The organism is Streptomyces sp. NPDC002853, assembly GCF_053591915.1.
Map to the genome: position 1 here is coordinate 261,654 of NZ_JBSFUS010000011.1, position 25,485 is coordinate 287,138.

Genomic DNA, 25,485 nt, shown 5'->3' on the forward strand with positions numbered 1-25,485 from the left:
GGAGCTACTGCCCCTTCGCCGCCTTCTTCTCGTCGGCGTCCTCGATGACCGCCTCCGCGACCTGCTGCATCGACAGACGCCGGTCCATCGACGTCTTCTGGATCCAGCGGAACGCGGCGGGCTCCGTCAGGCCGTACTCCGTCTGCAAGATCGACTTCGCGCGGTCCACCAGCTTCCGCGTCTCCAGCCGCAGCGTGAGGTCCGCGACCTCGCTCTCCAGCGTCTTCAGCTCCGTGTACCGCGAGACGGCCATCTCGATCGCCGGGACGACGTCGGTCTTGCTGAAGGGCTTCACGAGGTACGCCATCGCGCCGGCGTCCCTGGCCCGCTCGACCAGGTCACGCTGCGAGAACGCGGTCAGCATGAGCACCGGGGCGATGGACTCCTCGGCGATCTTCTCGGCTGCCGAGATACCGTCCATGACGGGCATCTTCACGTCCAGGATCACCAGGTCCGGCTTGTGCTCGCGGGCCAGCTCGACGGCCTTCTCGCCGTCACCGGCCTCGCCGACGACGGTGTAACCCTCTTCCTCGAGCATCTCCTTGAGGTCGAGCCGGATAAGAGCCTCGTCCTCGGCGATGACGACACGGGTCGTCAGCGGAGGCACGTGCGACTTGTCGTCGTCATCGGCTACGGGCTGGGGCGACTCGGGGGAAGTCACGGGGGCTCCTTGTTGCGGGCCGGGCAGGTACTGCTGCCTCTGCAGCCTACCTAGCTGCGACGTCCGACGGTGACCCGGTATAGTTCCGGCCGTACCCCGCCGGGTTGGTGGAACGGTATACACGGAGGTCTCAAACACCTCTGCCTGAAAGGGCTTGCGGGTTCGAATCCCGCACCCGGCACTTTGCGCCGAAGCGGATGTTCACGTTCTCGTGAACATCCGCTTTTTACTGCCCGCCGTCACGGCTCTTCACACAGAGTGACTGCATGGAACAGCACAGCCAGTCGCTTCGCGCCCAAGCCGTCACGTTGATGCGTCAAGGCGTCCCCAACCGCATGGTCGCGGAGCGCCTCTGTATCCCGCGCGGGACAGTCGGGTGGTGGCGCAGCGAGGATCGGCGAGCCCGCAATGAGACTTACGAGCAGCCAACCGACTGTCCGCGGTGCACGGACCGCGAGTTCGACGAGATCGCATACGCCTACCTGCTCGGCCTCTACCTGGGCGACGGCCACATCATCGCGAAACCCAGGCAGCACCACCTGTCGATCTTCTGCAACGCAGAGCAGACCGGCCTGGTCGCAGCCGCCGAAGAAGCCCTACGCCAGGTCATGCCGCTCCCCAGCGTCAAGGCGCGCTACAAAGCGGGCTGCACCGAGGTCAAGTCGTACAGCAAGCACTGGACCTGCATGTTCCCCCAGCACGGGCCGGGCAAGAAGCACGAGCGCAAGATCGCCCTGGAGCCCTGGCAACAGGAGATCGTCGACGCCCACCCCTGGGATTTCATCCGCGGCCTCATCCACTCCGACGGCTGCCGCAACATGAACTGGACGACCCGCATGGTCGGCGGCGAGCGCAAGCGTTACGAATACCCCCGCTACTGGTTCACCAACGTCTCCGACGACATCCGCAAGCTATACACCGACACCCTCGACAAGCTCGGCGTCGAATGGAAGCACTGCACCCGCCACGGCAGCCCGTACAACATCTCCGTCGCCCGAAAGGAATCCGTAGCCCTCATGGACACCCACGTAGGCCCCAAATACTGACCCACCCCCACCCGCGCAATAGGACACGTCACTCCCCTCCCCCACCCACCCTGGGACCTGTCCCAAATCCCCGGCGAACCCTTGCCCCGCGCCAGCCCCCGCTGCGATCTTCACCCCCATGACTCCCCTGAACAGGCGCAGCTTCGTTGCCGCCGCCGCGGGTGCCGCCGCGGCAGCCGTGGCCATGAATCCTCAGACTGCCTCCGCCATCGATCGCGAGGGCACGAGCAAGGGCGGGGACGACTTCGCCGACGCCGACAAGGGGTTCATCGCCGCCCTGACCCCGGGGGTCGTGAAGAATGCCAAGGGCCAGGTCGTCTGGGACAACGACGCGTACGGCTTCCTGAAACACGACGCCCCCAAGACCGCGCACAAGGGCCTGTGGCGGCAGTCGCAGCTCGTGTCGAAGCAGGGGCTCTTCAAGGTCACCGAGCGTGTCTATCAGGTGCGTGGGCTCGATCTGTCGAACATGACGATCATCGAGGGTGACACCGGGATCATCGTCGTCGATCCGCTGATTTCGGCGGAGACCGCGGCCGCCGCCCTCAAGCTGTACCGCGCTCACCGCGGCGACAGGAAGGTCACCGGGCTCATCTACACCCACCCGCACGTCGACCATTTCGGCGGCTGTCGTGGTGTGCTGCCGGACGATGCGGCGAAGGACGGCGTACCGATCCTCGCGCCCGAGGGTTTTATGGAGCATGCCGTTTCGGAGAATGTCTATGCCGGGACTGCCATGCAGCGGCGTTCCGGGTACATGTACGGCGCGTTGCTGCCCAAGTCCGCTGTGGGGCAGATCGGTTGTGGGCTCGGGCAGACCGTCTCCGTGGGGTCGATCGGGTTGATTCCGCCCACCAAGGACATCACCGAGACCGGTCAGGTCGAGGCCGTGGACGGGGTGCGGTTCGAGTTCCAGATGACGCCGGGGACCGAGGCGCCCGCGGAGATGAATTTCGTGCTCCCCGAGCTGCGTGCCGTCTGCATGGCGGAGAACGCGACGCACACGATGCACAACATCATCACGTTGCGCGGGGCTCAGGTGCGGGATGCCCGGCAGTGGGCGCACTATCTGGATGAGTCTGTCGTGCTCTTCGACGGGCGGGTCGATGTCGCCTTCGCTTCTCATCACTGGCCCACGTGGGGTGGCGACACCATCGTGGAGTTGCTTGAGCAGCAGCGGGATCTGTACGCGTACATGCATGATCAAACGTTGCGGATGATCAACAAGGGGATGACGGGCCGGGAGATCGCCGAGGAGATCGAGTTGCCACCCGCGCTCGCAGGCGTGTGGGCGAATCGTGGGTATTACGGGTCCCTGAGCCACAACGTGAAGGGGATTTATCAGCGGTACATGGGCTGGTTCGACGGCAATCCGGCGCATCTGTGGGAGCACCCGCCCGTGGAGGAGGCGAAGCGGTACGTGAAGGCCATGGGTGGCCGTACGGCGACGGTCGCGAAGGCCAAGGCGTTCGCGCGCGGCGGTGATCTACGGTTCGCGGTGACGTTGCTCAACCATGTGGTGTTCGCGGATCCCGGGCACAAGGCCGCCAAGTCCGAACTGGCTCGGATCTATACGGAGTTGGGGCAGGCTTCGGAGAACGCCGTGTGGCGTAACTTCTATCTGTCGGGTGCTCAGGAGCTGCGTGAGGGTGTGCGGACTCCCCCGACGACCGTGACGAGCACGGACATGCTGATGGCGCTTTCCGTGGATCAGTTGATCGATTCCGTGGCGATCCGCGTGAACGGTCCGAGGGCGTGGGATCTGAAGCTGCGGATGGACTGGAGCCTTCCGGCGTTGGGGAAGGTCTGGCATCTGACTTTGCGGCACGGGGTGTTGACGTATCGCAGTGACAGGAAGAGGGACCCGGACGCGGGGGTCACGTTGACGATGACCAAGCCTCAGTTGCTTGCGATGTTGGGTGGCAAGGGGCTTGGTGACATCGGGGTCGAGGGTGATGCGTCGCTTCTCGCGGAGTTGCTCGGTGTGGTGGAGAAGCCGGATCCGAGGTTCGCGATCGTCACTCCGTAGGCGTGCATGAGTGAAGGAGGGGTCGATCCCCCCGGATCGGCCCCTCCTGCCAAGTACGCGGTGTGCCTACTTGGGGCTGTCGTCCTCGCCGATGTGGTGGATGCGTACGAGGTTGGTGGAGCCGGCGACTCCGGGCGGGGAGCCTGCGGTGATGACGACGACGTCGCCCTTCTCGCAGCGTCCGTATTTCAGGAGCAGTTCGTCGACCTGCTTGACCATGGCGTCGGTGGATTCGACGTGCGGGCCGAGGAAGGTTTCGACGCCCCAGGTGAGGTTCAGTTGGGAGCGTGTGGCCCGGTCGGGGGTGAAGGCGAGCAGTGGGATGGGTGAGCGGTAGCGGGAGAGGCGGCGGACGGTGTCGCCGGACTGTGTGAACGCGACGAGGAATTTGGCGCCGAGGAAGTCGCCCATTTCGGCGGCGGCGCGGGCCACGGCGCCGCCTTGGGTGCGGGGTTTGTTGCGTTCGGTCAGGGGCGGGAGGCCTTTGGCGAGGATGTCTTCTTCGGCGGCTTCGACGATGCGGCCCATGGTGCGGACGGTTTCGATGGGGTATTTGCCGACGCTGGTTTCGCCGGAGAGCATCACGGCGTCCGTGCCGTCGATGACGGCGTTGGCGACGTCTGAGGCTTCGGCGCGTGTGGGGCGGGAGTTGTCGATCATCGAGTCGAGCATCTGGGTGGCGACGATGACCGGTTTGGCGTTCCGCTTGGCGAGTTTGATGGCGCGCTTCTGGACGATCGGCACTTGTTCGAGGGGCATTTCGACGCCGAGGTCGCCGCGGGCGACCATGATGGCGTCGAAGGCGGCGACGATGTCGTCGATGTTCTCGACGGCCTGCGGCTTCTCGACCTTGGCGATGACGGGGAGGCGGCGGCCTTCCTCGTCCATGATGCGGTGGACGTCTTCGATGTCGCGGCCGCTGCGGACGAAGGACAGGGCGATGACGTCGAATCCTGAACGCAGGGCCCAGCGCAGGTCGGCCTGGTCCTTGTCGGAGAGGGCGGGGACGGAGACGGCGACGCCGGGGAGGTTGAGTCCCTTGTGGTCGGAGACCATGCCGCCTTCGACGACGGTGGTGGTGACGCGGGGGCCGTCGACCGCGGTGACTTCGAGGGTCACTTTGCCGTCGTCGACGAGGATGCGTTCGCCGGGTGTGACGTCGTCGGCGAGGCCGCCGTACGTCGTGCCGCAGGTCTGACGGTCGCCTTCGACGCCTTCCTCGACGGTGATGGTGAATTCGTCGCCCCGTTCAAGGAGTACGGGTCCTTCGCTGAAGCGGCCGAGTCGGATCTTCGGGCCTTGAAGGTCGGCGAGGATGCCGACGCTGCGGCCGGTCTCGTCGGATGCCTTGCGTACGCGCTGGTAGCGCTCCTCGTGTTCGGCGTAGGTGCCGTGGCTGAGGTTGAAGCGGGCTACGTCCATTCCGGCTTCGACCAGTGCCTTGATCTGGTCGTACGAGTCGGTGGCGGGGCCCAGGGTGCAGACGATTTTTGCTCGGCGCATGTTTCGAGCCTAGGGCTTACCGGCCGGTAGGGAATTGGCTGGGCATGACTACTCAACAACCTTTGCGTGAAAGGTTATTGACAAGTGTTGAATTGTGCGGGGCGCTGCTCTGATGAGCGATTTACCGGGCGCCGCGCGGTGTCCACCACTTTCGTGGGTCTCCGTCGCTACAGCCGCGGGGGTGTCATCGTGAAGCGCGCGTTGACCTGTGCGTAGACGTGTTGGCGCTGGGGTTCGAGGTCGAGGGGGGCGGCTTCCTGGACCATGTCGGCGGCGCCTCCGTAGGCGACGGTGCGCATGGCGGGTGTGGGGCCGCCGTAGCCGAAGGGCTGGGCGTTCTCGGCGCCGATGTCGGCGAGTTCGACGAGGGCGGCGAGTGTGGCGCCCAGGGCGTCCGCGTATTCGCGGCCCCGCTGTACCGCTTCCCTGACCGCTTGCTGTCGGGCTTCGCGGTGGGTGGGTGAGTCGGGGCGCAGTGCCCAGTAGGGGCCGTCGACGCGGGTCAGTTCGAGGTCGGCGAGGCGGGTGGTGAGCTCGCCGAGGGCGGTGAAGTCGCTGAGTTCGGCGGTGATGTGGACTCGGCCGTGGTAGGCGCGGATGCGTTCGCCGCGGCCGTGTTTGGTCAGTTCGGGGCTGATGGAGAAGGCGCCGGTTTCCAGTGTTTCGACGGATTCGCCGTAGGTTTTCACGAGGTCGATGACGCCTGCGTTGCGGCGGGTCAGGTCGTTGAGGGCTTCGCGCCGGTCGGTGCCGCGGGCGCTGACGGTGATGCCGATGCGGGCGATCTCGGGGTCGACTTCGAGGTGCGCCTCGCCCTTGACGGCCAGGCGCGGGGCGCCGGGGGTGCCGTAGGGGGCCGGGGTGGGGGTGGTCTCGTCCATGCGGCCACTGTCGCACTGGGGGGCGGCACCGGACAGTCATCGGATCGAAACCTGCGGGGTCTGTTGCCGGTGGGGTGGCCGGGGTCAGAATCTACGCGCGTTATCTACGCGCGTTACACCGATCGATCAAGGGTCCAAGGGGAGTACGAAATGCCGCTGAACCGCCGGAAGTTCCTGGGCAGGTCCGCCGCCGTCACGGGCGTGGCACTCGCGGGCGGGGCGGCCGCGGCCCCCTCCGCGTCCGCGCAGGCGTCCGGGAAGCCCGCCAAGCGGCAGAAGCGCTATTCGTTCACCGTGATGGGGACGACGGATCTGCACGGCAATGTCTTCAACTGGGATTACTTCACGGACAAGGAGTTCGACGACAAGGACCACAACGACGTGGGCCTTGCGAAGATCTCCACCCTCGTGAACGAGATCCGGGAGGAGAGAGGCCGTCGCAACACGCTCCTCATCGATGCGGGCGACACGATTCAGGGCACGCAGCTCTCGTACTACTACGCCAAGATCGATCCGATCACGGCCAAGCACGGCCCTGTCCACCCGATGGCGCAGGCCATGAACAGCATCGGTTACGACGCGGCGGCGCTCGGAAACCACGAGTTCAATTACGGCATTCCCGTGTTGCGCAAGTTCGAGGAACAGTGTGATTTCCCGCTGCTCGGTGCCAATGCCCTCGACGCGAAGACGCAGCGGCCCGCTTTCCCGCCGTACTTCATGAGGCGTCTGCGTACCCCGCACGGCCGTGACGTGAAGGTGGCGGTGCTCGGCCTGACGAACCCGGGCATCGCGATCTGGGACAAGGCGAACGTGCAGGGCAAGATGACGTTTCCGGGGCTTGAGGAGCAGGCGGCGAAGTGGGTGCCGAAGCTGCGCTCCATGGGTGCGGATGTCGTGATCGTCTCGGCGCATTCCGGTTCCAGCGGCACTTCCTCGTACGGTGACCAGCTCCCGCACGTCGAGAACGCGGCGGGTCTGGTGGCGGAGCAGGTGCCCGGCATCGACGCGATCCTGGTCGGGCACGCGCACACGGAGATCCCCGAGTATTTCGTGGAGAACAAGAAGACCGGCAAGAAGGTGGTCCTGTCCGAGCCGCTGAAGTGGGGCCAGCGGCTGACCCTGTTCGACTTCGACCTGGTGTGGGCCAAGGGCCGCTGGACGGTGGAGAAGGTCGGCGCGCAGGTCCTCAACTCCAACACGGCGGCGGAGGACAGGAAGATCACCCGGCTCCTCGCGGACGAGCACAAGAAGGTCGTCGCGTACGTCAACCAGGTCATCGGTACGTCGACGCAGGCGATGAGTACGGCCGAGGGCCCGTACAAGGATGTCGCGATCATCGACCTGATCAGCCATGTGCAGGCGGAGACGGTCAAGGAGGCGCTGAAGGGCGGCCAGTACGCGGCCCTTCCCGTGCTGTCGCAGGCCTCGTGCTTCTCGCGTACGGCGGGCATCCCGGCGGGCGAGGTGACGATCAAGGACGCGGCGGGGCTCTACCCGTTCGAGAACACCCTTGAGGCGCGGCTCATCACGGGTGCGCAGCTCAAGGAGTACCTGGAGTTCTCGGCGCGCTACTACGTGCAGACGGCGGCGGGCGCCCCGGTGGACCCGGCGAAGCTGACGAACGCGGGCAACACCCCGGACTACAACTATGACGCGTTGTACGGCGTGGCGTACGAGATCGACATCGCCAAGCCGGCGGGTTCGCGCATCGTGAAGCTGAGCTTCGACGGCAAGGAGCTCGACCCGGAGGCGGAGTTCGTGCTCGCGGTCAACAACTACCGGGCGAGCGGCGGCGGCAATTTCCCGCATGTGGCGGGTGCCAAGCAGTTGTGGGCGAACTCCGACGAGATCCGCAACACGATCATCCAGTGGGTGCAGGCCAAGGGGACGGTCGACCCGGCTCAGTTCGCGTCGGTGGACTGGAAGCTGACCCGGGACGGCACTCCGGTGTTCTGATCCGCGTCAGTTCTTGAGGCGTACGAGGTTGCCGCGCTGCTCGCCGATCAGGCCGGTGGCGCGGCGGGCCTGGGTGTCCTGGAGGCCGAAGCTGGTGAACGCGGTGCGCTGCGGGAGCGGGTAAGGGGGCTCCGCCATCAGGGTGTTGAGGATGGTGGCGCTGCGCCAGGCGGCGAGTCCCAGGTCGGGGGCGCCGACGCCGTGGGTGTGGCGTTCGGCGTTCTGTACGTAGATGTTGCTGCCGGTGGCGGTGACGGAGGGGTCGAGGATGAGGCGGTACTGCTCGTCGATGCGGGGGCGCTCGGTGGAGTCCCGGCGCATGTAGGGGTCGAGGCCTGCGAGGAGTTGGTCCAGGGGGCGCTCGCGGTAGCCGGTGGCGAGCACGACCGCGTCCGTGGTGAGGCGGGAGCGGGTGCCCTGCTGGAGGTGTTCCAGGTGGAGTTCCACGCGGGTGTTGGCGACGCGGCCTGCGGTGCGCACGCAGACGCCGGGGGTGAGGACGGCGTCGGGCCAGCCGCCGTGCAGGGTGCGTCGGTAGAGCTCGTCGTGGATGGCGGCGATGGTGTCGGCGTCGATGCCTTTGTGGAGCTGCCACTGCTGGGGGACGAGTCCGTCGCGCACGGCTTCGGGCAGGGAGTGGAAGTAGCGGGTGTAGTCCGGGGTGAAGTGTTCCAGGCCGAGCTTGGAGTACTCCATGGGTGCGAAGGCCTCGGTGCGGGCGAGCCAGTGGATCTTCTCGGCGCCTGCCGGGCGGTGCTTGAGCAGGTCGAGGAAGACCTCGGCGCCGGATTGGCCCGAGCCGATGACGGTGATGTGGTCGGCGGCGAGCAGCCGGTCGCGGTGCAGGAGATAGTCCGCGGAGTGGATCACGGGCACGGCGGGGGCGTCGGCCAGCGGTTTCAGGGGTTCGGGGATGTAGGGCGCGGTGCCGACGCCGACGGCGATGTTCTTCGTGTACGTCCGGCCGAGCGCCTCGGCTTCTCCCTCGGCGTCGAGCTGGGTGAAGTCGACTTCGAAGAGGTCCCGTTCGGCGTTCCAGCGCACCGCGTCGACCTGGTGTCCGAAGTGCAGGGCGGGGAGGTTCTCGCTGACCCAGCGGCAGTAGGCGTCGTATTCGGCGCGCTGGATGTGGAAGCGCTCGGCGAAGTAGAAGGGGAAGAGCCGTTCACGGGTCTTGAGGTAGTTGAGGAAGGACCAGGGGTTGGCCGGGTCGGCGAGGGTCACCAGGTCGGCCAGGAAGGGGACTTGGAGGCTGGCGCCGTCGATGAGGAGTCCCGGGTGCCAGTGGAAGGCGGGCCGCTGTTCGTAGAAGGCGGCGTCGAGTGAGGTGTGGGGCTGGGCGAGGGCGGCGAGGGAGAGGTTGAAGGGGCCGATGCCGATGCCGACCAGGTCCCGGGGTTCCTCGGGGGTGGTGAGCGGCGGGGCGGGCTTGTCGTTCTGGCCGGTCATCGGGGGGTGGTTCCTTCCACGAGCTTCAGGAGCTCGGCGAGGTCGCCGGGCCGGGTGTGCGGGTTGAGCAGGGTGGCCTTGAGCCAGCGGCGTCCGTCGATCGTGGCCCGGCCGAGCACGGCTCGGCCCTGGCCGAGGAGTTCGCGCCGGACGTGTGCGATGTGGTCGTCGTCGGCGTCGACGGGCCGGAACAGGACCGTGCTGATGACGGGCCGGTCGTACAGCTCGAAGCGGGGGTGTGCGGCGATGAGTCCGGCGAATTCGGCTGCCTGTGCGCAGACTTGGTCGACGAGCGCGCCGAGCCCCTCTCGTCCGAGGGCCTTGAGGGTGACGGCGAGTTTGAGGACGTCGGGCCTGCGTGTGGTGCGCAGGGAGCGGCCGAGGAGGTCGGGGAGGCCGGCTTCGGTGTCGTCGTCCGCGTTGAGGTAGTCGGCGTGGTGGCCGAGCGCCGCGAGATCGTGTGGGTCGCGGACCAGGAGCAGTCCGGCTGCGACGGGCTGCCAGCCGAGTTTGTGCAGGTCGAAGGTGATGCTGTCGGCGCGTTCCATGCCGTGGAGGAGCGTTTTTCGTACGTCGCTGAAGAGGAGCGGGCCGCCGTACGCGGCGTCGATGTGCAGGCGGGCGCCGTGGTCGGCGCAGAGGTCGGCGATCTGGTCGAGGGGGTCGATGAGGCCCGCGTCGGTGGTGCCCGCGGTGGCGGTGACGAGGAACGAGTCCGGTGGCCCGGTGAGTCCGGACAGTGCCTCGTCGAGCGCGGCCGGGTCGAGGACTCCCGCGGGTGCGGGGACGGTGACCGGTTCCGGCATGCCGAGCAGCCAGGCGGCGCGGGCGAGCGAGTGGTGGGCGTTGTCGCCGACGACCAGTTGGACGGGGCCGTGCGTGGTGGTGCGTTCGCGGGCCAGGAGCAGGGCGAGCTGGTTGGCTTCGGTGCCGCCGGTGGTGACGAGGGCGTCGCCGTTGCCGGCGCCGTAGGCCTCTGCGGCGAGGGCGCGGGTGACCAGGGCTTCGATCTCCGAGGCGGCGGGGGCCTGGTCCCAGGAGTCCATCGAGGGGTTGAGTGCGGACGCGGCCAGGTCGGCGGCGACGGCCACCGCGAGTGGCGGGCAGTGCAGGTGGGCGGCGCACAGGGGGTCCGCGGGGTCGGCGGCGCCCTCGGCGAGTGCGTGGACGAGTGTGCGCAGGGCTGTTTCCTCGCCCTCGCCCCGGGCGGGGAGGGCCTCGCCCGCTGCCTCGCGCACCCTGGCTGCCACCGCGGTGGGGCCGCCCGCCGGGAGGGGGCCGCCGCGGGCGGTCGCCCCGGTGCGCAGGGCATCGAGGGCGGCGATGAGCAGCGGCCGCAGGGCGTCCGGACCTCGGGCTCCTCCGGCGAGGGGCGGCGGAGTGCTCATGGGCGACGTCCTTCGGGTGCGCGTGGGCGGGGACGACCAGCCTGTCCGCCGAGCGGACGGCACGCCCGGAGAGCTCAACGATCCGAACCCGAAAGTGGTACTGCCGTGCGGAGAGAGCGTGTCGGCGCGGGCGGGGGTGCTAGGCGCTTCGCGGGGTTGCGGTGTACTGCCCCGCGGTGCCCGCGGGAGCAGCGGTGCACTGCCCCTGCGGGCGGCGCGGGGGCAACGGTGCTCTGCCCCTGCGGGTGCGTCGCGGCTGGGCGCGCCGTTCCCCGCGCCCCCTTCGGGGCGCCTGCTTCAGGCCTGGGTCCGTACTCGCAACGCCCTTGCCAAGTCGTCGAGTTGGTCGGTCAGTTTGCGGCGTAGGGCGGGGATGGGGGCCGCGTCGCGCAGGCATTCCTCGCCCAGGCGGAGTGTTTCGGCGTCCACCGAGGAGGCGGGGAAGGCCCACCGGCCCGCCACGTCGGCGATGGCGGGGCCGCGGCGGGCCGCGACGGCGACCGCGTCCGTGAAGTAGCGGGGGATGTACTCCCGTACGAGATCGGCCTGTTCGGGCTGCCAGAAGCCCTGGGCGGTGGCGGTGAGGAGGTAGTTGGAGAGGTCGTCGGAGGCGAACATCGCCTCCCATGCGCGGCGTTTGGCCTCCGGGTCGGGCAGTGCGGCGCGGCAGCGGGCCGCGCCTTCCTGGCCGGTGGCGCTGGGGTCGCGCTCCAGTTCGGCGGCGATCGCGGTCTCGTCGGCGGCGCCGAGGACGGCGAGGCGGGTCAGGACGCGCCAGCGCAACTCGGGGTCGAGTTCGGGGCCGCCGGGGACGGTGCCCTCCGTAAGCCATTCCTGGAGCGGGTCGGGCCGCGTCGCCACGTCGATGAGGCCGCGTACGGCGGTGAGCCGCAGGCCCGCGTGCGAGCCGTCCTCCGTGCGTCGGATCAGGTCGCGGCACAGCTCGGTGAGGATGGTGAGGGCGGCCGGTCGCAGCGCCGGGGGCAGGAAGCGGTCGGCGACGTGGGTGGTGGCGAAGGCGAGGACGCCCTGGACGAGGGCGAGGTCGGTCTCGTCGGGGAGGTGCGCGCGGGCCGTCTCCAGGTAAGCCATGCCTTCGAGTTCGCCGTCGCGGACCATGTCGCGCAGGCTGTTCCACAGGACGGCGCGGGTGAGCGCGTCCGGGACGCGGGAGAGGCTGCGCAGGGCCGTCTCCATGGAGTTCTCGTCGAGGCGGATCTTCGCGTACGTGAGGTCCTGGTCGTTCGGGACGATCAGGGCGGGGCGGCCGCCGTCGCGCGGCGCGGTGGTCCCGGTGTGGGGGACGTCCCGCTCGTACCGCTCGCGCAGCACCAGGCCCTGGGGGTCGGTGAGGTCGCGGTCGTACACGCCGACGGCGATGCGGTGGGGGCGGCTGCCGTCGCGGTCGACGGACAGGGTCCACTCCCGGGCGTCGTGCGTGACCGTGGAGGTGAGCGTGTCGACGCCGGTGGTGCGCAGCCAGGCGTCGGCCCAGCCGTGCACGTCGCGGTCGGTGTTGTGCGCGAGGGACTCGATGAAGTCGGCGAGGGTGGCGTTGGAGAACTTGTGCCGGGCGATGTGGGTGTTGATGCCGGCGAGGAAGTCCTTCTCGCCGAGCCAGGCGACGAGTTGGCGCAGGGCGGATGCGCCCTTGGCGTACGAGATGCCGTCGAAGTTGAGCATCGCGGACGCCGTGTCGGGCACGGCGTCGGGGTCGGGGGCGACGGGGTGCGTGGAGGGGCGCTGGTCGGCGTCGTATCCCCAGGACTTGCGGGCGACTCCGAAGTCCGTCCAGGGGTCGGTGGATGGGGTCTCCCCTGCTCGAACGGAGTTGAGAGCTTGGGGAAGGGTGGCTTCGGCGGTGGTCTGGAAGCCCATGTACTCGGCGAAGGATTCGTTCAGCCAGATGTCGTCCCACCACCTGAGGGTGACGAGGTCGCCGAACCACATGTGGGCCATCTCGTGGGCGATGACCATGGCGCGGGTCTGCCGCTCGGTCTCGGTGACGGCGGAGCGGTAGATGAACTCGTCGCGGAAGGTGACGAGTCCGGGGTTCTCCATCGCGCCGGCGTTGAACTCCGGGACGAACGCCTGGTCGTACGAGTCGAAGGGGTAGGGCTCCTCGAATTTCTCGTGGTAGCGGTCGTAGCACGCGCGCGTGACGTCGAGGATTTCGTCGGCGTCGGCGTCCAGGAAGGGGGCGAGGGAGCGGCGGCAGTGGATGCCGAAGGGCAGCCCGCGGTGTTCGGTGCGGACCGAGTGCCAGGGTCCCGCGGCGACCGCGACGAGGTACGTGGAGATGAGCGGGGTGGGCGCCGCGCGCCACGTACCGTCGCCGAGGTGCTCGGTGACGCCGTTCGCGAGGACCGTCCAGCCTTCCGGTGCGGTGACGGTCACCTCGAAGACGGACTTCAGGTCGGGCTGGTCGAAGGCGGCGAAGACACGCTGCACGTCCTCCATGAACAGCTGCGTGTACGTGTACGTCTCGCCGTCGGTGGGGTCGGTGAAGCGGTGCATGCCCTCGCCCGTGTGCGAGTAGTGCATGGCCGTGTCGACGCGCAGCTCGTGTTCGCCCGCGGTGAGATCGGTGAGCGGGAGCCGGTTCTCGACGAGGCCCGCCGGGTCGAGGGGCTGCCCGTCCAGGGTCACGGAGCGCAGCTCGGCGGGCTTCAGCTCGACGAAGGTGTCCACCGTGGCCGTGGGCTCGCCCAGTGCCGTGAAGCGGATGACGGTGCGGGAGTCGAAGGTGTCGGCTCCCCGGGTCAGGTCGAGCTCGACCTCGTACCGCTGGACGTCGATGAGGCGGGCTCGGGTCTGCGCTTCGTCGCGCGTCAGTACGGGCATGGCTCCATGCTGCCTGATGTCACCGACAAGCGGTCCTGCTGGTCCGTCTCACGACGACTTGGCGATCGTCTCGTGGTGGCGGATGACCTCGGCGATGATGAAGTTGAGCAGCTTCTCGGCGAACGCCGGGTCCAGCTTCGCGCTCTCCGCGAGCTCGCGGAGCCGGGCGATCTGCCGGGCCTCGCGGTCCGGGTCGGCGGGCGGGAGGTGGTGGTTGGCCTTCAGGTGGCCGACCTGCTGGGTGCATTTGAAGCGCTCGGCGAGCATGTGGACGACTGCGGCGTCGATGTTGTCGATGCTGTCGCGCAGGCGGGACAGCTCGGCGCGCACGGCCTCGTCCGCGGCTCCGGCGCCGTTCGTGTCACTTGTGTGGCTGGTGGTCATGGTCCACGAGCCTACGTTGCCGGTCCTTCGCCGCCGACGGGGGAAGAGCGCAGGATCGGCGGGTGGTCCGGGTCGGGGATCTGCTGCGACCAGCCGCCGGGGACGGCGCGTCCCTGCTGTTCGCGGAAGCGCACGGGTGCGGTGCCCACGCGGCGCGTGAAGAGCCGTGAGAAGTAGGCGGGGTCGTCGTAGCCGACGCGGCGGGCGACGGCCGCGACGGGGAGTTCCGTGGCCGCGAGGAGTTCCTTGGCGCGTCCCAGGCGGATGCCGAGGAGGTAGTCCTTGGGGCTGCAGCCCGCGCCCCTGCGTACCGCCGTGCGCAGTTCGGCGGGTGTCATGCCGTGCCGTGCCGCGTGTCCCGCGACGGACAGTGGCTGGAAGGCGTCGCGGGCGAGTGCCTGGAGGACGGGGTCGCCGTCGGGGGCGATGTCGGCGCGGGCCCTGCGCAGCGCGACGAGCAGTTCATGGACGGCGGCGCCCGTCTCGACCTCCAGGAGGGGGTTGCCGCGCCGTGCCGCGCGTGCGATGCGCCCGACGGCGGCCCGCGCCCCGGTGGCGTCGGAGAGCGGCACGACGGGCCGGTCGGGTTCTATGTAGCCGAGTTCGGTGTACGTCGTCGTGGCGGGCCCGGTGAAGTCGACGAAGCATTCGTCCCAGCCGGTCTCCGGGTCGGGCCCGTAGTGGTGGCGTACCCCGGGGGTGAGCCAGATCAGTGCGGGTGCTGTCACTGTCGTGCGTCTGCCGTCGGGGCCCAGGAACCAGCCGCCGCCCGCGCTGATGACGACGGCCACGTGGTGGTCGAGGGTGCGCGGGCCCACGGTCGGCAGGAGGCCGTGCTGCAGGCCGACGCCGAGGCAGGCGAGGCCGAGGCGGTGGTGGGCCGGGCTCGGCGTGAAATACCGCATCCACGTGTGGTACATCCGCTGGTGCCCCCTTCATCCGGTTTCGTCCGGGCCGTGGTCCGCTCGCTGCGTCCAACCCGCCTAGATCTTTGTCCATGGACCCTGCCGCCCGCCAGGGGTGATCGTGGCGGAGCGGCACGTGAGCGAGAGGGACACAGGGAAAAGATGAACGGCTTCAGGGTGGGCGAGGACGACTTCGAACTGGACGGGCGGCCCGTACGGCTGCTCTCCGGGGCGCTGCACTATTTCCGGGTGCACGAGGCGCAGTGGGGCCACCGCCTCGCGATGCTGCGTGCCATGGGGCTCAACTGCGTGGAGACGTACGTCCCGTGGAACCTGCACGAGCCGCGTCCCGGGGAGTTCAGCGACGTCGAGGCGCTCGGCCGTTTCCTGGACGCCGCCCGGGGCGCGGGCCTGTGGGCGATCGTCCGGCCCGGCCCGTACATCTGCGCCGAGTGGGAGAACGGCGGGCTCCCGCACTGGCTGACGGGCGCGGTGGGTCCACGCGCGCGGACCCGCGACGCGGAGTATCTGGGACATGTGGACCGCTGGTTCGGCCGTCTCATGACGGAGGTCGTCCCGCGTCAGCACGACCGGGGCGGCCCCGTGATCATGGTGCAGGTGGAGAACGAGTACGGCAGTTACGGCTCGGACCAGGTCTACCTCCGCCATCTCGCCGACCTGCTGCGGGCCCAGGGCGTGACCATGCCCCTGTTCACCTCGGACGGCCCCGAGGACCACATGCTGACCGGTGGCTCGGTCCCCGGTGTCCTGGCGACGGCCAACTTCGGCTCGCAGGCCCGCGCGGGCTTCGAGACGCTGCGCGGGCACCGTCCGAAGGGGCCGTTGATGTGCATGGAGTTCTGGTGCGGCTGGTTCGACCACTGGGGCGCCGGGCATGTCGTGCGGGACGCGGCCGACGCCGCGGACGCGCTGCGGGAGATCCTGGAGTGCGGGGCCTCGGTCAACCTCTACATGGCGCACGGCGGCACGAACTTCGCCGGGTGGGCGGGGGCGAACCGGGGTGGCGGCGCCCTGCACGACGGCGTCCTGGAGCCGGATGTCACCTCGTACGACTATGACGCGCCCATCGACGAGTTCGGGCGTCCCACGGAGAAGTTCTGGCTCTTCCGCGAGGTGCTCGCCCCGTACGCGGAAGGGCCGCTGCCGGAGCCGCCCGCGCCGCTGCCCGCGCTCGGGGAGCGTGCCTCGGTCGGCCTGCCGGAATGGGCGCCGCTGTCGGCCGTCATGGACGCGCTCGGCGGCCCGTCCGCGGAATACGCCGTACCGCCCACCTTCGAAGAGCTCGATGTCGACCGCGGCCTTGTCCAGTACACGCTGGCCGTGCCGGGTCCACGGCGGCCCTATCCGCTGCGTGTGCGGGGGCTGCGGGACCTGGCCGTGGTGTACGTGGACGGGGTGCGGGCCGGTGTCCTGACCGAGGAGGAACCGGCTCTGCCCGAGCCTGTCGCGGGGCACGCGCGCGTGGAGCTCTGGGTGGAGTCCCTGGGGAGGGTCAACTACGGGCCGCGGACCGGTGAGGCGAAGGGCATCACCGGCGGGGTGCTGCATGAGCGGCAGTATCTGCATGGGGTGAGGGCCAGGGGGTTGCGGCTCGACGCGTTCTCCTCGGCGGAGGCCGTCAGGGGGGTGCCTGCCACCGGGGCCGAGGGTGGGCGCCGGGGGCTGTACCGGGGCTCGGTGGTCGTCCGTGGGGCCGGTGACGCGGTGCTCGAACTGCCGGGCTGGGCGCGGGGGTTCGTGTGGGTGAACGGGTTCAATCTGGGGCGGTACTGGGCCGTGGGGCCGCAGCCCTCCCTGTACGTTCCCGGGGCGGTGCTCCGGGAGGGGGAGAACGAGGTGTGGGTGCTCGACCTGGAAGGGGCGGCCGGCGCGGGAGCGGTTTCCCTTTCCCCGGTCCCGCCCGGCTGATCCCCCGACCCCGCCCGGCTGCCCCCTCGGCCCATCCAAGCTGCCTCCCCCGGCCCCGCCCAGCCGAGGATGCCGGACGGGCCGAGGGGTCAGCCCGTCCGGCGGGGCGTCAGACCTCCCGCACCTCGAAGGCGTCCAGCGCGAACTCAGCGGTCCCGTCGTCCCCGCTCTTGCGCAGCCCTACCCACGTCTCGCCCTTGGCGGGGGCCGTGAACTCGTAGCTCAGGGCGGTGGGTCCGGTCGCGACGGGCAGCTCCTTGCGGTCGAGCTCACGGGCCGCGGGTTCGTCGACGGCGGTGATCCACGCGTACTGCCCCGCCTTCTCGTTCTCGTACCGGAACGAGACGCGGTAGCGCTTGCCCGCCTCGAAGCGGACGGTGTGCGGGACGGTGCGGTAGACGAGCCCGGTGTTCTCGCCGCGTGACTTGAGGGACTGCGAGCCGTCGATGACGTCATCGATGACCTTGCCGTTCCAGCCGCGCTGCGTGTAGGGGGCGTGCCGTTGCGCGATGTGCGTGCGCGGGTCGGTGACCTTCCCCGCGTCGCCCTTCACGAACGGGCCCCAGCCCTGGGGCACGTGCTCGAAGTCCTCGGAGACGAGCGTGCCCTCTCCGGGTGCCCCACCCCGCGTGGTGGGGACGATCCGTACGTTGTCGAAGCGCACGCGCGCGTGGCCCGCGTCGGCCCGCAGCGTCAGCTCGGCGGGGCCGCCGCCCTGGGGGACGGTGAAGGGCACGGACATCCGGTGGAAGCGGGTGCCGTGCTTGCGGTCGGCCGCCACGTAGTTGCCCGCCGTGGAGGTCCGCGTCCAGTTGGCGGCGGTGACACCGTCGGCGGTGCGCACCTCCAGGGCGGCCGTGCGCTCGTCGCCCGCCTTCTCCCCGACCTCGACCTGCACCGAAGCGACGTACGCGCCCGCCTTCAGGCGGCGCAGCCGCTGCCCGACGGCCGCCTTGCCGCCCGGGCCGATGACGAGTTCGTGGTCACCGAGCTCGCTGAGCGCGACGGAGGCGGGCCCGGAGACCTTCCACCCCCGCAGGGACCCGGAGTTGAAGCCGGGGTCGTGCAGCGGGGTGGCCTGCCCCCAGCCGGGGTCGGGCAGTGCGGCGGCGCGCCGGCGGTAGAGGACGTAGGGCTGCTTGGGCTTGGCGTCGAGGGTGACCTTGCCGCCGCGCACCGGAACGTCGGCGACGAAGACCCGCCCCTGGTCGGTGAGCCGGTACAGCGCGACCTTCGACAGCCCGGCCCAGCCGCGGGGCAGCCGCCAACTCCCCTCACCGCCCTTGGGGTTGTAGTGATAGAGCTTGCCGGGGTCGGTGGCCTTGCGGGGTTCCCAGGGCAGCAGATAGCTGCCCCCCTCATAGACGACACGGCCGTCGGTCACGATCCGACGGGTGCCGTCCGCGTCGGAAACCGTCGTCCCGCTCTCCCCGAAGAAACTGATCTCGTGCTCGCCCCACGATTTGATGGGGTAAGCCTGGAGATACTTGGCGGGCAGCGAGTCCGTCCAGATCAGATCGTAGAAGTACGACCAGTCGGTCTTGCCGACCCACCCCTCGAAATTGCCCATCCGGGCAATGCCCAGAAGGGTCGGCCATTTGTCGGCGAACACGTCCTTCTGGTGGTTACGGATAAAGCGGATGAGCCGCGAGTTGATGCCCCGGGACGTATCGGGGCCGTAATCCGGTTCCGTCGCCCAGTGCGACCAGACGGAACTGCGCTCGAAGCCGTGCCCCCATTCGCTGGTGACGATCCAGCCCTGCTCGCGCAGGGCGCGCTGCAGCCGGTCGGACGTCCACCCGGATTCACGGAACACGTCGATGTAGAGGGCGTTGAGCCCGCCGTCGGCCTCGTCGCGCAGATCGGCGAACCGCTTGACGATGTCGCCGGAGACCAGGTCCCTGCGCTGGTCGATGCGGTAGCTCTGATCCAGCCAGTCCCACTGCTCATTCGCCTTGTCGACGAGCTTCTCGGAGAAGGCGTTCGCGACGGGATAGGACTCCGTGGCGTTCACATGCACACTGAAGTCGCTGTTCCACTTCTTGCCCTCCCTGACGAGGGTGTTGAGGTCGTCGAGACCGCCCGCACGCGTGTTGTAGTTGCCCGCGTAATCGGGGTGCGCGGAGTCGTGACCCTCGGACTGGTATCCCTTGAGCAGCGTGTATTGGCGCAGCCCGTCCGTCGCCAGATGGATCCGCTTGACGTTGTCGAGCGTCGTCAGGAACGGATTCGTCGCCTGCGAGGCGAAGTTGAACGGAATGTGCGGGACGACGCGCAGATGCTGCTCGTCCGCGCCGAGCGGCTTGACCATGATGTCGCGGAACGCGATGGCGGCGTCCTGCCAGTCGACCTTGCCGTCGCCGTTGCGGTCGCCGGTGATGACGACGGTGGCATACGGAAGGGGCTCGGTGTCGCCGACGGCGGCGGTGGCCGCGCGGTGCGTCCACTGGCCGGGGGTCAGCCGGGCCTCCACGTATCCGCTCTTCCTGACGGTCTCCCGCCAGAGGCGGCCGTTGTCCCAGGTCGTCCCGGCCTCGGTGGTGGGCTTGTCGTAGACGGTGTTGGTCTCGACGGCGCCGCCCAGCGTGTCGTGCGCGACGACGGCGTACGCGCATCCGGTGGCCGCTTCGGCGGCGGTGTCCGAGGACAGCCTGACCTCGGTGTCCCCGCTCTTGGCCTTGTCGAGCTGGATCTTGGCGGCCAGGAGCGTGGCGCCCGGCTGATCGCTGCGTACGGCGAGAAGGGTGAGCCCGGGGATACGGAGCGTGCCCACGCGCAGCGCGGCGGTGTCGTCGATCTCCGTCACGCGCCACCGCACGTGCCGCCCCTTGACGGCGATCTCGACGGTCAGGGTGGTCCCGCCGTCGAGGGCGAGGACGTACTCGGCCCGGTCGCCCCCGTCGGCGTCGAAGGTCACCTTCGGGGTGTGCGGCACCTCGTCCACCAGGAGCGTGGTGACGGCTTCCGGCTGCGCGTGCAGGACCGCCTTGGAGGCGCGGTCCGTGTACGAGACGACGCGGGGGAAGTCGGTGGCGACGCGTACCTCCAGGTCGGCGGAGCGTAGGACGGCTTCGCGCGCCGCCGCCGGCTGCGCCGAAGCGGTCCCTCCCCCGAGGCCGACGGCGGCACCGACCCCGGCCAGCGCGCCCGTGGCGACTACGGCTCTGCGGCTCGGTCCGGACGTGTCTGACGGCTGCATGGCACCCCTCCGTGGGACGGAATTCGGTGCGGTCACCCTGCGCCGGAAGGGACTGGTGCGCCCATGGACAAAGGGGAGGCAGGTCTTGGACTAACGGGGTCCCGCGGGGCTCGTCGACCGGGAGCGCACGCACGAACGCGGGGCCGCACCAGTGGCTGGTCCGGCCCCGCGTCCAGCGGGAACTCAGAGTTCCGACGCCGCCTTCTCTATGTCACCGGCGAACGTCGACACCTCGGTGTAGACCCCGGGGAACTTGGGCTGCGCGCACCCGTTGCCCCAGCTGACGATGCCCACCTGGATGTACTCGCCGGCCTCGTCCTTGCGGAACATGGGGCCACCGGAGTCGCCCTGGCAGGTGTCCACGCCGCCCTCCGCCAGCTTCCCGGCGCAGAGCTCCTCACCGGGCGTGAGGTCGGCGCCGTACGCGGCCTCGCAGTCCGCGTCGCTCACGAAGGGGACCTTCGCCTTGAGGAGGTGGCGCTGCTGCTCGCCGCCCTCCTTGTCGGCACCCCAGCCGGCGATGTCGAACTCGCCCTCGTTGTACTTGGTGTCCTTGGCGATCTTCAGCGTGGGCTGGTCGATCGGCTTCTCCAGCTTGATGAGCGCCCAGTCCTTGCCCTTGCCGTTGTAGCCCGGCGCCTGCAGGACCTTCGTGGACTTCACCTTGATCGCGTCCGGGCTCTCCAGGTCCACGACGCCACCGGTGGCGGTGATGCTCGTGTTGTCACCGGAGCCGTCCACGCAGTGGGCGGCGGTCAGCACGACGTCCTGGGCGTACAGCGCGCCGCCGCAGCCCATCGACAGACGCACCATGAACGGGAATTCACCCTGCTCGGCGGGGGTTCCGCCGACCACGCGCTCACCCGGGGTGGGGCCGGGGTGCGGGGCCGCGGAGGCGGCGACGGGCTGGAGACTGACGGCGGCGAGGGCGATGGCACCGAGGGTGGCGGCTCTCTTGACTCCACGCAGCTTGGTGTTCAACGGGTGCTCCTTCGTGGGGGGTTCGTGGGGGGTTTCGTGGGGGGTTGCACGCGACGGCGGACCCACTTCCTCCCACGACGAACGCGAGAATGGCATGAGCCCGCCAAAGCGTTGTTGCGGATTATGGAGATCGGTGTCCGCATAGAGCAAGGGGCGGTTTTCGGCCAGCACCCTCCGCGTCCCCTGGTTCCGCCGACGGGGACCCGCCTTACAGTGGAGGCGAGTTGAGGTCGTATCCAGGGGGTGCCGGCATGGCGGACGGCGGGCCGGTGGTGCACGGATACCCCCACCTGGACACGGTGCGCTCCGCGATCACCGCGCTCTACAGACGCCTGTCGTACGACACCGTCCACACCTTCGGCACCAGCATCGTCCCCGCCGACGTCGCCTTCTCCGACCAGGACGACCTGCACTTGGGCGTGCAGCGCGTGGCCCGCGAGATGGTGCGCCACCTGCGGCTACCGGACGCGCGCGTGATCGTCAGCTTCCGCGAGATGGAACACGCGGCGAACGTCGAACTCACCGCGGGGCCCGAGTACTTCATCGAGCTCAACGACCGGTTCCGCACACACCGCAGGGACATCGGCGCGGCGCTCGCCCACGAGGTCATGCACGTGTATCTGCACCGGCTTGATCTGGTGTTCCCCGGCACCCGGGACAACGAGATCCTCACGGACACCGCCACCACGTATCTGGGGGCGGGGTGGCTCCTTCTGGACGCCTACCGGGAGGACGGCGCCTCGTCCCAGAAGCTCGGCTACCTCACGCCGGAGGAGTTCGGGTACGTCCTGGCCAAGCGGGCCATCGCCTTCGGTGAGGCACCGGAGACTTGGTTCACCAGCGCCCAGGCGTACACCGCCTATACGAAAGGTCTTGAGCAGGCCCGGCGCGACGAACGGCAGCCTCCGCTGACGGCCGCGGGATGGGCGGGACGGCGGCGGTACGCGAAGGACCGGCGGCACGCGCTGGAGCGGGGCTCCGGCGGGGCGGGGGCCTCTCCCGGGGGCGAGGCGTACTCGTTCTCCCGGGGGTCGGGCGGGGCCGCCGAGCCGTTGCGGGTCTCGTTCCCCTGCCCCACGTGCCTGCAGCGCCTCCGGTTGCCTGCCCGGGGGCGGACGCGGGCGCGGTGCACGTTGTGCCGGACAGTCCTGGAGTGCGATACGTGAGGCGGGGAGCTCGGGGCCCTCTGCCGGCTAACCCCAGTGCGAGGGGCGGGCCAGGGCCGGCGGCAGCTTCGTCTCCGCGTCGCCCTTCGCCGCGTTCACCTGCGACTGCGTCAGGAAGATGCTGCCGGTGAGGTCGGCGCCCCGCAGGTCCGCGTCCCGTAGGTCCGCGCCGATCAGGTCGGTCTGCCGCAGGTCGGCGCCGTTGAGATCGGCGGCGATGAGGCAGGCGCCGCGGAGGGTGACACCGCGGAGGTCGGCGCCGCGGAGACGGGCGCCGAAGAGATCGGCTCCCCTGCGGTCCTTCTTCTTCCGGCGGATGTCCGCGCGCACGGCCTCGCTGGTGCGCAGGAGCAGCACGTTGACGTCCGCACGGTGTGCGGCCACGTCCGTCCCTGCCACTTCGGCCGGGGTGCCGCGGGTGAGGTGCTCGGTCTTCTCCAGCGCGCCCTGGAGCTCCGCCCGGATCGGGCGGGTCTGGGGCAGGTCGATCGCCTCGGTCAAGTACCAGAGGAGTTCGTGCAGTTGGCGCATCACCGGGAAGACGTCGAACATCTCGCGGGCGGTGTCAGGGTCCTGCCGCCAGTCGACGCCCCCGTACGTGGACCGGGAGACCTTCTGCCCGGCGCCGAAACAGTCGTAGACCGTGCAGCCCGAGTAGCCCTTCTGGCGCAGCTTCTGGTGGATGCCGCAGCGGAAGTCCTGCCGGAGGTTTGTGCAGGGGGTCCCGGCCGCCTTGTCGACGGGGAAGTCCGAGGACTTGGAGAGGGTGAGGGCCACGCAGCAGAGCCCGAAACAACTCCCGCAGTCGGCACGCAGATCCTGCCGGTCGGTACCGACGAGGGGGAGCAACTGACGCTCACGTTTCTCGGACATCGGGGCCTCCTGCCCTCCTTCGGTCCTTCGGTCCTTATGCCGCCGCAGGGGATCGGGCGGGTGGCGGGGAAGGCCTGTTCGGCATCGGATACCGCCGGGGCGGTGCGAACGCGGCCGCGGCCGCGGCGGTGAGAACGCGGCGTCCGCCCCGGCGGCGGGGTAAGAGCCCCGCCGCCGAGGACAGCGCTACGCCGCCCGGCGCCCCGCGCCCCCGCCGGAGCGACCGCCACCACGCCTGGCGCGGCCACCACCGGCCGAGCCCCCCGCCGAGGGCCTGCCGCCGGCCTGCGGCTGGGTCCTGGACTGGCCCTGGCCCTGGGTCCTCGACTGGCCCTGCCCCTGGCCCTGGGACCGGGGCTGGCCCTGGGACTGGGACCGGGCCTGGCCCTGGCCGCCGCCCTGAGACTGCGACTGCCCCTGGGGGCGCGAACGGCGCTGGCCCTGGCCTCCCCCGCCCTGCCCGGCGGGACGCCTCCGCCCTCGCTGCGGCGAGGCCTGCTGCTGCTGCGGAACCTCGATCACCACCGGCACCCCGGAAGGCTCACGCGCCCCGGTGATACGGGAGAGCTCCTCGTCCGTGGACTTCACCCGCGCCGTCTTCGGGTTGATCTCCGCGTCGGACATCAGACGCGTCATCTCCCGCTTCTCGTCCGGCAGGACGAGCGTGACGACACTGCCGGACTCACCGGCACGCGCCGTACGCCCACCGCGATGGAGGTAGTCCTTGTGGTCGGTGGGCGGGTCGACGTTCACGACGAGGTCGAGGTCGTCGACGTGGATGCCACGCGCCGCCACGTTCGTGGCGACGAGCGCCGTGACCTGCCCGGTCTTGAACTGGTCCAGGGTCCGGTTGCGCTGCGGCTGCGAACGGCCGCCGTGCAGTCCGGAGGCCCGTACACCGTTGGCGAGCAGCCGCTTGGTGAAGCGGTCCACCGCGCGCTTGGTGTCCAGGAACATGATCACCCGGCCCTCACGGGCGGCGATCCGCAGGGCGACCGCCTTCTTGTCGGTCTCGTCCGCCACGTACAGGACGTGGTGTTCCATCGTCGTGACCGCGCCCGCGGACGGGTCGACCGAGTGCACCACCGGGTCCGTCAGGAACATCCGGACCAGACGGTCGATGTTCTTGTCGAGCGTCGCGGAGAAGAGCATCGTCTGACCGCCCTGCTCCACCTGCTTCAGGAGCGCGGTGACCTGCGGCATGAAGCCCATGTCGGCCATCTGGTCGGCCTCGTCGAGGACCGTGGTCCGCACCTGCGAGAGATCAGCGTCGCCGCGCTCGATGAGGTCCTTGAGACGACCGGGCGTCGCCACCATGATCTCGGCGCCGCGGCGGAGCGTCCCCGCCTGCTTGGTGATGGACAGGCCGCCGACGACCGTCGACATGCGCAGGTTCACGGACGTCGCGTACGGGGTCAGGGCGTCCGTCACCTGCTGCGCGAGCTCACGCGTGGGGACCAGCACCAGGGCGAGGGGCGAGCGGGGCTCGGCGCGGCGGCCCGCGGTGCGGGCGAGGAGCGCGAGGCCGAAGGCGAGGGTCTTGCCGGAGCCGGTGCGGCCACGGCCCAGGATGTCGCGGCCCGCGAGGGAGTTGGGGAGCGTGGCTGCCTGGATCGGGAAGGGCTCGGTCACGCCCTGCGCGGCCAGCGTCTTCAGGAGGGCCTCGGGCATGTCCAGGTCGGCGAACGCCTCGACCGAGGGCAGCGCGGGCGTCATGCTCTCGGGCAGCGCGAATTCACCGCCGACGGGCCTCGGCTTGGCGCGGCCCTGCTTCTTCGCGGCGCCCTTCGCCTGGCCGCCGCCGGCCACCGGGGCCTTTCCGCGTGCGTTCGTGGAGCGCCCACGGGCAGGACGTGCGGGGCGTTCGGAGCGATTCATACGGAAATGCCTTCCTGGACCTGGTGACAGCACAAGCCGGGACCCGCACCTATCCGGTGCGGGCCCCGGCTATGAGGTTCGCGTGCTACGACGATCAGGCGGGAACGATGTTCTCGGCCTGCAGGCCCTTCTGGCCCTGCGTGACGTCGAAGGAGACCTTCTGGCCCTCGAGGAGCTCACGGAAGCCCGAGGACGCGATGTTCGAGTAGTGGGCGAAGACGTCGGGGCCGCCGCCGTCCTGCTCGATGAAGCCGAAGCCCTTTTCCGAGTTGAACCACTTAACGGTGCCGGTTGCCATGTCAATCTCCTCAACAGGGGCAGAGTAAGGAAAACCACGGAATTGTGGATTCCAAGCGCTGCAATGACCCCCATCCCGGAGAGAACCGGAAAAAAACAATAGTGCGCCTTCGGAG

The 25,485-nt window shown here is 69.6% G+C and carries 18 protein-coding genes and 1 tRNA gene; 6 read left to right on the forward strand and 13 right to left on the reverse strand.

What is annotated here, in order from left to right; translation table 11 throughout:
* Positions 1-4: 4 nt before the first annotated feature.
* A complete protein-coding gene (locus tag ACWD02_RS30080) occupies positions 5-661 on the reverse strand; it encodes an ANTAR domain-containing response regulator (RefSeq protein ID WP_249590519.1) in 657 nt (218 codons plus the stop codon).
* Between the two features lie 98 nt (positions 662-759).
* Here ACWD02_RS30080 and ACWD02_RS30085 point away from each other — a divergent pair.
* From ACWD02_RS30085 to ACWD02_RS30095, 3 genes are all read left to right on the forward strand, one after another.
* Positions 760-842 (forward strand) — tRNA-Leu (locus tag ACWD02_RS30085).
* Between the two features lie 85 nt (positions 843-927).
* Positions 928-1,707 carry a helix-turn-helix domain-containing protein gene (locus tag ACWD02_RS30090; protein WP_451215781.1) on the forward strand — a complete coding sequence of 260 codons (780 nt, stop codon included), beginning with the start codon at positions 928-930 and terminating at the stop codon, positions 1,705-1,707.
* Positions 1,708-1,825: 118 nt separating this feature from the next.
* Complete coding sequence (locus ACWD02_RS30095; RefSeq protein ID WP_451215783.1) at positions 1,826-3,736, forward strand: alkyl/aryl-sulfatase; 1,911 nt, start codon at positions 1,826-1,828, stop codon at positions 3,734-3,736.
* Positions 3,737-3,802: 66 nt separating this feature from the next.
* Here ACWD02_RS30095 and pyk read toward each other — a convergent pair whose 3' ends face one another.
* Both pyk and ACWD02_RS30105 read right to left on the reverse strand, forming a co-directional pair.
* Positions 3,803-5,239 (reverse strand): pyruvate kinase, encoded by a 1,437-nt coding sequence (gene pyk / locus ACWD02_RS30100; RefSeq protein WP_451215785.1) that lies wholly within the window; start codon positions 5,237-5,239, stop codon positions 3,803-3,805.
* Positions 5,240-5,406: 167 nt separating this feature from the next.
* A complete protein-coding gene (locus ACWD02_RS30105; protein WP_451215787.1) occupies positions 5,407-6,120 on the reverse strand; it encodes an SIMPL domain-containing protein in 714 nt (237 codons plus the stop codon).
* A gap of 150 nt (positions 6,121-6,270) precedes the next feature.
* On the opposite strand from ACWD02_RS30105, the gene ACWD02_RS30110 reads away from it, so the two are divergent.
* A complete protein-coding gene (locus ACWD02_RS30110) occupies positions 6,271-8,076 on the forward strand; it encodes a bifunctional metallophosphatase/5'-nucleotidase (RefSeq protein WP_451215789.1) in 1,806 nt (601 codons plus the stop codon).
* A 6-nt stretch (positions 8,077-8,082) separates the two neighbouring features.
* Here ACWD02_RS30110 and ACWD02_RS30115 read toward each other — a convergent pair whose 3' ends face one another.
* The 5 genes from ACWD02_RS30115 to ACWD02_RS30135 form a co-directional block, all read right to left on the reverse strand.
* Positions 8,083-9,525: a lysine N(6)-hydroxylase/L-ornithine N(5)-oxygenase family protein gene (locus tag ACWD02_RS30115; protein ID WP_451215791.1), complete on the reverse strand. Its 1,443-nt coding sequence runs from the start codon at positions 9,523-9,525 to the stop codon at positions 8,083-8,085.
* On the reverse strand, positions 9,522-10,913 hold the full coding sequence (locus tag ACWD02_RS30120; RefSeq protein ID WP_451215793.1) for a pyridoxal phosphate-dependent decarboxylase family protein: 1,392 nt from the start codon (positions 10,911-10,913) through the stop codon (positions 9,522-9,524). The genes ACWD02_RS30115 and ACWD02_RS30120 overlap by 4 nt, the downstream gene beginning before the upstream one ends.
* Before the next feature lie 297 nt (positions 10,914-11,210).
* Positions 11,211-13,757 carry an aminopeptidase N gene (gene pepN, locus ACWD02_RS30125; protein ID WP_451215795.1) on the reverse strand — a complete coding sequence of 849 codons (2,547 nt, stop codon included), beginning with the start codon at positions 13,755-13,757 and terminating at the stop codon, positions 11,211-11,213.
* A 48-nt stretch (positions 13,758-13,805) separates the two neighbouring features.
* The gene (locus ACWD02_RS30130) at positions 13,806-14,141 is read right to left on the reverse strand and encodes a chorismate mutase (RefSeq protein WP_451215797.1); all 336 of its coding nucleotides are present in this window, start codon (positions 14,139-14,141) and stop codon (positions 13,806-13,808) included.
* A gap of 11 nt (positions 14,142-14,152) precedes the next feature.
* On the reverse strand, positions 14,153-15,061 hold the full coding sequence (locus tag ACWD02_RS30135; protein WP_451215799.1) for a helix-turn-helix domain-containing protein: 909 nt from the start codon (positions 15,059-15,061) through the stop codon (positions 14,153-14,155).
* 147 nt (positions 15,062-15,208) lie between these two features.
* On the opposite strand from ACWD02_RS30135, the gene ACWD02_RS30140 reads away from it, so the two are divergent.
* Positions 15,209-16,975, forward strand: a complete 1,767-nt coding sequence (locus tag ACWD02_RS30140) for a glycoside hydrolase family 35 protein (RefSeq protein WP_451215801.1) — start codon at positions 15,209-15,211, stop codon at positions 16,973-16,975.
* A gap of 109 nt (positions 16,976-17,084) precedes the next feature.
* Here the strand turns inward: ACWD02_RS30140 and ACWD02_RS30145 are convergent, their stop codons facing one another.
* Both ACWD02_RS30145 and ACWD02_RS30150 read right to left on the reverse strand, forming a co-directional pair.
* Positions 17,085-20,174, reverse strand: a complete 3,090-nt coding sequence (locus ACWD02_RS30145; protein ID WP_451215803.1) for an endo-alpha-N-acetylgalactosaminidase family protein — start codon at positions 20,172-20,174, stop codon at positions 17,085-17,087.
* Between the two features lie 183 nt (positions 20,175-20,357).
* Positions 20,358-21,155 carry a S1 family peptidase gene (locus tag ACWD02_RS30150; protein ID WP_451215805.1) on the reverse strand — a complete coding sequence of 266 codons (798 nt, stop codon included), beginning with the start codon at positions 21,153-21,155 and terminating at the stop codon, positions 20,358-20,360.
* A 251-nt stretch (positions 21,156-21,406) separates the two neighbouring features.
* Between ACWD02_RS30150 and ACWD02_RS30155 the strand changes: the two genes are divergently transcribed.
* Positions 21,407-22,321, forward strand: a complete 915-nt coding sequence (locus ACWD02_RS30155) for a hypothetical protein (protein WP_451215807.1) — start codon at positions 21,407-21,409, stop codon at positions 22,319-22,321.
* Positions 22,322-22,348: 27 nt separating this feature from the next.
* Here ACWD02_RS30155 and ACWD02_RS30160 read toward each other — a convergent pair whose 3' ends face one another.
* The 3 genes from ACWD02_RS30160 to ACWD02_RS30170 all read right to left on the reverse strand — a co-directional run bounded on the left by ACWD02_RS30160 (position 22,349) and on the right by ACWD02_RS30170 (position 25,370).
* Positions 22,349-23,194, reverse strand: coding sequence for a pentapeptide repeat-containing protein (locus tag ACWD02_RS30160; protein ID WP_451215809.1), 846 nt, complete (start codon positions 23,192-23,194; stop codon positions 22,349-22,351).
* A 186-nt stretch (positions 23,195-23,380) separates the two neighbouring features.
* Positions 23,381-25,072 carry a DEAD/DEAH box helicase gene (locus ACWD02_RS30165; protein WP_451215811.1) on the reverse strand — a complete coding sequence of 564 codons (1,692 nt, stop codon included), beginning with the start codon at positions 25,070-25,072 and terminating at the stop codon, positions 23,381-23,383.
* A gap of 94 nt (positions 25,073-25,166) precedes the next feature.
* Positions 25,167-25,370, reverse strand: coding sequence for a cold-shock protein (locus ACWD02_RS30170; protein ID WP_037661310.1), 204 nt, complete (start codon positions 25,368-25,370; stop codon positions 25,167-25,169).
* Between the last annotated feature and the right edge of the window lie 115 nt (positions 25,371-25,485).

Coding starts and splice junctions, on each gene's coding strand:
- pyk (WP_451215785.1), bottom strand. CDS start 5,239: ATGCGCCGAGCAAAAATCGTCTGCACCCTGGGCCCCGCCACCGACTCG.
- ACWD02_RS30105 (WP_451215787.1), bottom strand. CDS start 6,120: ATGGACGAGACCACCCCCACCCCGGCCCCCTACGGCACCCCCGGCGCC.
- ACWD02_RS30155 (WP_451215807.1), top strand. CDS start 21,407: ATGGCGGACGGCGGGCCGGTGGTGCACGGATACCCCCACCTGGACACG.
- ACWD02_RS30165 (WP_451215811.1), bottom strand. CDS start 25,072: ATGAATCGCTCCGAACGCCCCGCACGTCCTGCCCGTGGGCGCTCCACG.
- ACWD02_RS30120 (WP_451215793.1), bottom strand. CDS start 10,913: ATGAGCACTCCGCCGCCCCTCGCCGGAGGAGCCCGAGGTCCGGACGCC.
- ACWD02_RS30145 (WP_451215803.1), bottom strand. CDS start 20,174: ATGCAGCCGTCAGACACGTCCGGACCGAGCCGCAGAGCCGTAGTCGCC.
- ACWD02_RS30130 (WP_451215797.1), bottom strand. CDS start 14,141: ATGACCACCAGCCACACAAGTGACACGAACGGCGCCGGAGCCGCGGAC.
- ACWD02_RS30110 (WP_451215789.1), top strand. CDS start 6,271: ATGCCGCTGAACCGCCGGAAGTTCCTGGGCAGGTCCGCCGCCGTCACG.
- ACWD02_RS30095 (WP_451215783.1), top strand. CDS start 1,826: ATGACTCCCCTGAACAGGCGCAGCTTCGTTGCCGCCGCCGCGGGTGCC.
- ACWD02_RS30140 (WP_451215801.1), top strand. CDS start 15,209: ATGAACGGCTTCAGGGTGGGCGAGGACGACTTCGAACTGGACGGGCGG.
- pepN (WP_451215795.1), bottom strand. CDS start 13,757: ATGCCCGTACTGACGCGCGACGAAGCGCAGACCCGAGCCCGCCTCATC.
- ACWD02_RS30170 (WP_037661310.1), bottom strand. CDS start 25,370: ATGGCAACCGGCACCGTTAAGTGGTTCAACTCGGAAAAGGGCTTCGGC.
- ACWD02_RS30115 (WP_451215791.1), bottom strand. CDS start 9,525: ATGACCGGCCAGAACGACAAGCCCGCCCCGCCGCTCACCACCCCCGAG.
- ACWD02_RS30160 (WP_451215809.1), bottom strand. CDS start 23,194: ATGTCCGAGAAACGTGAGCGTCAGTTGCTCCCCCTCGTCGGTACCGAC.
- ACWD02_RS30135 (WP_451215799.1), bottom strand. CDS start 15,061: ATGTACCACACGTGGATGCGGTATTTCACGCCGAGCCCGGCCCACCAC.
- ACWD02_RS30090 (WP_451215781.1), top strand. CDS start 928: ATGGAACAGCACAGCCAGTCGCTTCGCGCCCAAGCCGTCACGTTGATG.